General features: G+C 72.1%; 5 protein-coding genes. 2 read left to right on the top strand and 3 right to left on the bottom strand.

Annotated elements, in window-relative coordinates:
• The coding region (locus ACWD5D_RS43415; protein ID WP_451378288.1) for a maltotransferase domain-containing protein at positions 1 to 773 on the bottom strand (773 nt) is incomplete at its 3' end.
• Positions 774 to 1,102: 329 nt separating this feature from the next.
• On the opposite strand from ACWD5D_RS43415, the gene ACWD5D_RS43410 reads away from it, so the two are divergent.
• Together ACWD5D_RS43410 and ACWD5D_RS43405 are read left to right on the top strand one after the other, a co-directional pair.
• Positions 1,103 to 3,721, top strand: coding sequence for a glycosyltransferase family 1 protein (locus tag ACWD5D_RS43410; protein WP_451378287.1), 2,619 nt, complete (start codon positions 1,103 to 1,105; stop codon positions 3,719 to 3,721).
• Complete coding sequence (locus ACWD5D_RS43405) at positions 3,718 to 3,849, top strand: hypothetical protein (protein WP_451378286.1); 132 nt, start codon at positions 3,718 to 3,720, stop codon at positions 3,847 to 3,849. Before ACWD5D_RS43410 ends, ACWD5D_RS43405 begins: the two co-directional genes overlap by 4 nt.
• A gap of 22 nt (positions 3,850 to 3,871) precedes the next feature.
• Here ACWD5D_RS43405 and ACWD5D_RS43400 read toward each other — a convergent pair whose 3' ends face one another.
• Both ACWD5D_RS43400 and ACWD5D_RS43395 read right to left on the bottom strand, forming a co-directional pair.
• Positions 3,872 to 4,393, bottom strand: a complete 522-nt coding sequence (locus tag ACWD5D_RS43400) for a DUF1990 domain-containing protein (RefSeq protein ID WP_451378285.1) — start codon at positions 4,391 to 4,393, stop codon at positions 3,872 to 3,874.
• Positions 4,394 to 4,464: 71 nt separating this feature from the next.
• The gene (locus tag ACWD5D_RS43395; protein WP_451378284.1) at positions 4,465 to 6,126 is read right to left on the bottom strand and encodes a M4 family metallopeptidase; all 1,662 of its coding nucleotides are present in this window, start codon (positions 6,124 to 6,126) and stop codon (positions 4,465 to 4,467) included.
• Positions 6,127 to 6,357: the final 231 nt, after the last annotated feature.

Raw genomic sequence — 6,357 nt, 5'->3', positions numbered from 1 at the left:
AACAGGGCCCGCTCCCGCTCCACCAGCAACGGCATCGGGTCGGAGGCGGTGACCAACTCCCGCAAGGGATACCGGGCCAGCACCGCCTCCACCTCCGGAGCCAGCGCGGCGGCGAGCCGCCAGGCGGCCGGGCGGCCCTCGTCACGCAGGGCCGCGACCGTCTCCAGGACGACACCGCGCTGTCCCTCGGGGACCCCGGCCGCCGCTCGCTCGTGGAGCCGCGCACCCTCCTCCAGGACCAGCTCGGTGTCGATGCCCGCCGGGATCTTCACGCCGGCGGTGTGCCGCCAGGTGCCGACCGGATCCGACCAGGCCTCCACCGTGTAGGTCCAGCGGCCCGGTTCGGCCGCGGTGACGGTGGCGCCCCAGCGGTCGGTGCCCGGGGCGAGTTCGCGCATCGGCGTCCAGGGGCCGGGGCGGCCCTCGGGGTCGCGCAGGACGACGTTCGCGGCGACGGCGTCGTGTCCCTCCCGGAACACGGTGGCCGACACCTCGAACGACTCCCCGGACACCGCTTTCGCGGGCCTGCGCCCGTGCTGGACCACGGGACGCACGTCGAGGACGGGGATACGGCCGACGGAGGCGGTGGCGGCCGGGGCGGGCGTCCGTTCGCCGGCGGGCGGTGGCGCGTCGGCGCGCGCTGGAGATGCCGCGGTGTTCCGGGACTCCACGGGGCCGGCCGTGCCGCCCGGCTCGTCCTTCGGTCTCGCTGGTTTCCTGCTGGCCGTCGTGCCATGGGTCGAGGGTGCTGACGAGTGGTGCGTGGCGGGCATGACCGCTCCTGTCCGCGTCAACGGGGTTGTGGGCGGAGGGCTGGGGAGAGGGAGTCCTGCGGGAGTGCTGTGGTGCGGCTGTACGGGTGTACCGGGGGAGCCTTCCCCACGGATTCGGGTGGGCAATCCGGCACTTTGTTAACTACTCACGCGTATGTCTACGCACAAGACCGGCCTTGTTCCCGATCCCGGTCGGCCGGTTCCGGACGCACCGACTGCTTCACCCGGATGCGTCCCCCACCGACCCTCCGGTAACCACTACCGTCGAAAGGGACGACGAGAGGCACAGCGCCGTGCGTCTCACCCCGTAACGCGCCCCGAGGTGGAGTGTGAAGGCGATCCGCCGGTTCACCGTCCGTCCCGTTCTCCCCGAACCCCTCCGGCCGCTGAGCGACCTGGCGCGCAACCTGCGCTGGTCCTGGCACGCGGATACGCGCGATCTGTTCCAGTCCGTCGACCCCGAGCACTGGGCCGCCGCCCAGGGCGACCCGGTCCGGCTGCTGGGCCGGGTGAGCCCCGAGCGGCTCGCCGAACTGGCCGAGGACCGGCGGTTCCTGCGCCGCCTGACCGCGGTCGCCGACGACCTCGACGACTACGTGACCGGCGAGCGCTGGTACCAGGAACAGGGCGACGGGCTGCCCGCCGCCGTCGCCTACTTCTCGCCGGAGTTCGGCATCACCGCCGCCCTGCCCCAGTACTCCGGCGGTCTCGGCATCCTCGCCGGCGACCACCTGAAGGCCGCCAGCGACCTCGGCGTCCCGCTGATCGGGGTCGGCCTGCTCTACCGGCACGGCTACTTCCGCCAGACCCTCTCCCGCGACGGCTGGCAGCAGGAGCACTACCCGGTGCTCGACCCCAACGAGCTGCCCCTCACCCTGCTGAAGGAGACCGACGGCTCACCCGCGCAGCTGTCCCTCGCGCTGCCCGGCGGCACGGCGCTGCATGCCCGGATCTGGGTGGCCCAGGTGGGCCGGGTGCCGCTGCTGATGCTCGACTCGGACGTGGAGGAGAACGACCTCGGCGAACGCGGCGTGACCGACCGGCTCTACGGCGGCGGCAGCGAGCACCGGCTGCTCCAGGAGATGCTCCTCGGCATAGGAGGAGTGCGGGCCGTGCGCACGTACTGCCGGCTCACCGGGCACCCGAAGCCCGAGGTGTTCCACACCAACGAGGGGCACGCCGGCTTCCTCGGCCTGGAGCGGATCGCCGAGCTGTGCGAGCGGGACCTCGACTTCGACGCGGCGCTGGAGGCCGTACGCGCCGGGACCGTGTTCACCACGCACACCCCCGTGCCGGCCGGCATCGACCGGTTCGACCGCGAGCTGGTGGCCCGGCACTTCGGGCCCGACGCGGAACTCCCCGGCATCGACGTGCAGCGGATCCTGGCGCTCGGCATGGAGACCTACCCGGGCGGCGAGGCGAACCTGTTCAACATGGCCGTCATGGGGCTGCGGCTGGCCCAGCGGGCCAACGGGGTGTCGCTGCTGCACGGGCAGGTCAGCCGGGAGATGTTCGCCGGCCTGTGGCCGGGCTTCGACGCCGAGGAGGTCCCGATCACCTCGGTCACCAACGGGGTGCACGCGCCCACCTGGGTCGCCCCCGAGGTGCTGCGGCTCGGCGCCCGGCAGATCGGCGTCCAGCGCACCGAGGACGCGCTCACCGTCGGCGGCCCCGAGCGCTGGGACCCGGTGGCCCGGATCCCGGACCAGGAGATCTGGGAGCTGCGCCGCACCCTGCGCGAGCAGCTGGTGCTGGAGGTGCGCGAGCGGCTGCGCGCCTCCTGGCGGCAGCGCGGCGCCGGCGAGGCCGAGCTGGGCTGGGTCGAGGGCGTGCTCGATCCCGACGTGCTGACCATCGGGTTCGCCCGGCGCGTGCCGTCGTACAAGCGGCTGACCCTGATGCTGCGCGACCGGGACCGGCTGATGGATCTGCTGCTGCACCCGGAGCGGCCGATCCAGATCGTGGTGGCCGGCAAGGCGCACCCGGCGGACGACGGCGGCAAGCGGCTCGTGCAGGAGCTGGTGCGGTTCGCCGACGACCCGCGGGTGCGGCACCGGATCGTGTTCCTGCCCGACTACGGCATGGCGATGGCGCAGAAGCTCTACCCCGGCTGCGACGTCTGGCTGAACAACCCGCTGCGCCCGCTGGAGGCCTGCGGCACCTCCGGGATGAAGGCCGCGCTCAACGGCGGCCTCAACCTCTCGGTGCTGGACGGCTGGTGGGACGAATGGTTCCAGCCGGACTTCGGCTGGGCCGTGCCGACCGCGGACGGCGCGGGCACCACCCCGGACCGCCGGGACGACATCGAGGCCGCGGCCCTGTACGACCTGCTCGAACAGCGCATCACCCCGCGCTTCTACGAGCACGGCCGGGCCGGGCTGCCCGACCGCTGGATCGCGATGGTCCGCCAGACGCTCACCCTGCTCGGCCCGAAGGTGCTGGCCGGCCGGATGGTCCGCGAGTACGTCGACCGGCTCTACGCCCCCGCCGCCCAGGCCCAGCGTGCGCTGACCCCGGACGCCGCACGCGAGCTGGCCGGCTGGAAGGCGCGGGTGCGGGCCGCCTGGCCGGGCGTCCGGGTCGACCACGTGGAGACGAACGCGCCGACGGCCGTCGTGGAACTGGGAGCGAGCGTGGGCCTGCGGGTGCGGGTGGCGCTGGGCGAGCTGAGCCCGGACGACGTCGAGGTTCAGGCGGTCTCCGGCCGCGTCGACTCCGCGGACCGGATCACCGACGCCGGCGCGGTCCCGCTCAAGCCGGTCGGCAACTCCGACCTGGAGGGCCGCTGGCTGTACGAGGGCCCTCTCTTCCTCGACCGCACCGGTCCCTACGGCTACACGGTCCGCGTGCTGCCGGCCCACCGTCTCCTCGCATCCGGCGCGGAACTGGGCCTGGTCGCCGTACCCTCCGGGGAGGTGGCCGAGGGAGCGGGGGTGCTGCTGCGGTGAACGCGCACGGCTTCAGGGGCTCCAACGGGCCGGCGGTGGTGCACGACGACCACGTCGAGATCAAGAGGGCCCTGACGGCCAGGATCGGGGGCGCCAGGAGTTCCGTCGTGGCCCTCGCGGATCTTTGAAGCCGGCGGCGGGCCGGGCTCCTCACACCTCGGAGAACGGCTCGCACAGCCGGCGCAGGACGACACCGCAGCGGCGGGCGTACGCGTGCTGGAGGCCTCGGGTGGCCGGGCCGCCCGCGCGGGCGTACCACTTGGCGCCCCTGCTGAAGGCGGCCACGGTCAGCCAGACCGTGCCGTCGCCGGTGCGGTCGACCACGAAGGCCTCCTCGCCGGACTCGGGATGCCCCTCCAGGGTGCCGTAGGCCCAGCCGGCACGGCGGGGTTCCTCGGTCGTCCAGACGACACGGCAGGGGGCCTTGATCAGACCGGCCAGGGTGACGGTGACGTCCACGCCGGGGGCCGCGCGGTCGGCGGTGGCGTCGATGCCGACACCCATCGCGCGGTGCATCTCCCAGGTGAGGACCGCGTCGGCGGCCCGCTGGAAGACCTTCGCGCCTTCGCCGAGGCGGGTGCGGACGAGCATCGGGTGGAAGCCGGGCGGGCAGAACGTCAGGTCGTCGCGGGTCGCGCCGACCGGCTCGTAGGTGAAGGGCGCCGAGGACATGGGTCACAAGAGTAGGGCGGCACCCGGAAGAAGCTTCTTCCGGGTGCCGCCCTGTCTCGACGTGCGGACGACTAGTTGACGTTGACCCCGGACCAGGCCGCCGCGACCGCGTTGTACTCGGCGCTGCCGGAGCCGTACAGGGCGCTCGCCGCGCTCAGGGTCGCCGTGCGGGCGGCCTTGTAGTTCGTGGTCGACGTCATGTACGTGGTCAGCGCCTTGTACCAGATCTGCAGCGCCTTGGCGCGGCCGATGCCGGTGACCGTGGAGCCGTTGGACGTCGGCGAGTTGTAGCTCACGCCGTTGATCGTCTTCGCGCCGCTGCCCTCGGACAGCAGGTAGAAGAAGTGGTTGGCGACGCCGGACGAGTAGTGGACGTCCAGGTTGCCGACCGACGAGGACCAGGAGTCGGCGGAGCCGCCGTCCTTGCTGGGCTTGTCCATGTAGCGCAGCGGGGTGCCGTCGCCATTGATGTTGATCTTCTCGCCGATGAGGTAGTCACCGGGGTCCGAGGCGTTGTTCGCGAAGAACTCCACGCCGGTGCCGAAGATGTCCGAGGTGGCCTCGTTCAGGCCGCCGGACTCGCCGCTGTAGTTGAGGCCCGCGGTGTTGGAGGTGACGCCGTGGCTCATCTCGTGGCCGGCCACGTCGAGCGAGGTCAGCGGGTCGGTGTTGGCCGAGCCGTCGCCGTAGGTCATGCAGAAGCAGCTGTCGTCCCAGAACGCGTTCACGTAGGCGTTGCCGTAGTGGACGCGGGAGTAGGCGCCGACACCGTCGTTCTTGATGCCGCTGCGGCCGAAGGTGGACTTGTAGAAGTCCCAGGTCTCCTGCGCGCCGTAGGCGGCGTCGGCGGCGGCCGTCTGGTCGCTGGAGGAACTGGAGGCGGTGGCGGTGCCGAAGGTGTTGGTCGTGTTGCTGACCAGGGTGCCCTTGCCGGACGTCTTGCGGGCCAGGTTGTAGGTCTTGTGACCGCCCCGGGAGGCGTCGGTCAGGTTGTACGACGAGCCCGACTGGGTGGTGGTCAGGCTGACGGTGCCCGAGTAGAGCGTCTTGCCGGTGCCGGTCGCGTTCTCGATGCCCTGGTACTCGAAGAGCTTCTTGCCCGTGGCCGCGTCGGTGACGACGTGCAGCTGGTTCGGGGTGCCGTCGTCCTGGAGGCCGCCGACGACGGTCTCGTAGGCGAGGACGGGCTTGCCGGAGCCGGCCCAGATCACCTTGCGCGCGCCGTCCGCGGCGGACTTGGCGGAGCCCAGGGTCCGCGCGGCGCCCACGGCCTGCTTCTCCGCCTTGGCGGCGGTGATCTGCGGCTTGAGCGAGGCCACCTTGATGGCGGACTTGTTCGCCTTGGTGACGCCCTCGGCCTTGCCCGACTTCGCGGTGTGGACGACGAGGTCGCCGCCGAGCACCGGGAGGCCCGCGTAGGTGCGCTCGTAGCGGGTGTGGACCGTGCCGTCGACGTCCTTGACGACGTCCTTGACGACCAGCTTCTCCTTGGCGCCGAGGCCTATTCGCTGTGCCGTGGCGGCCGTGTCGGCCTGCGCCTGCTGGATGAGGCTCGTACGGGCCGCGGCGGTCAGCATGGTGGGAGCGGCCGCGAGGGGCGCGGCGGCGGTGGCGTCGGCCGGGGTCTGGGCGGTGGCGCTGGTGGCCAGCCCGGTGGAGAGGAGGGCACCGGCGGCCACGGCGGTGGCAATGGCCAGAGAGGTGCGCTTGTGACGCGCGAAGAGGGGGCTCACAGAAGCTCCTTCATGTGGGGGAGCCGGTCAGTGTGGGGTTACTGGCCGGGTGTGCGTAGTGAAGTTGCGGTGCTGCTGCGGCGGGTGGGGAGAGCCTGACATCAAGGACGCGTACATGTCATGACCCTCAAGTGATGTTGGCCGAAACTTGACTGTCCGGTTGTGTTGCAGGTGTGTGAACGGGCGCCGCCCGGGGGAGTCGAACCTCCCGGACGGCGCCCAGACCTCGAG

This window comes from Streptomyces sp. NPDC002520 (assembly GCF_053595235.1).
The sequence above is the reverse complement of the archived record's forward strand: the minus strand, read 5'-3'. Positions and strand labels throughout refer to the sequence as shown.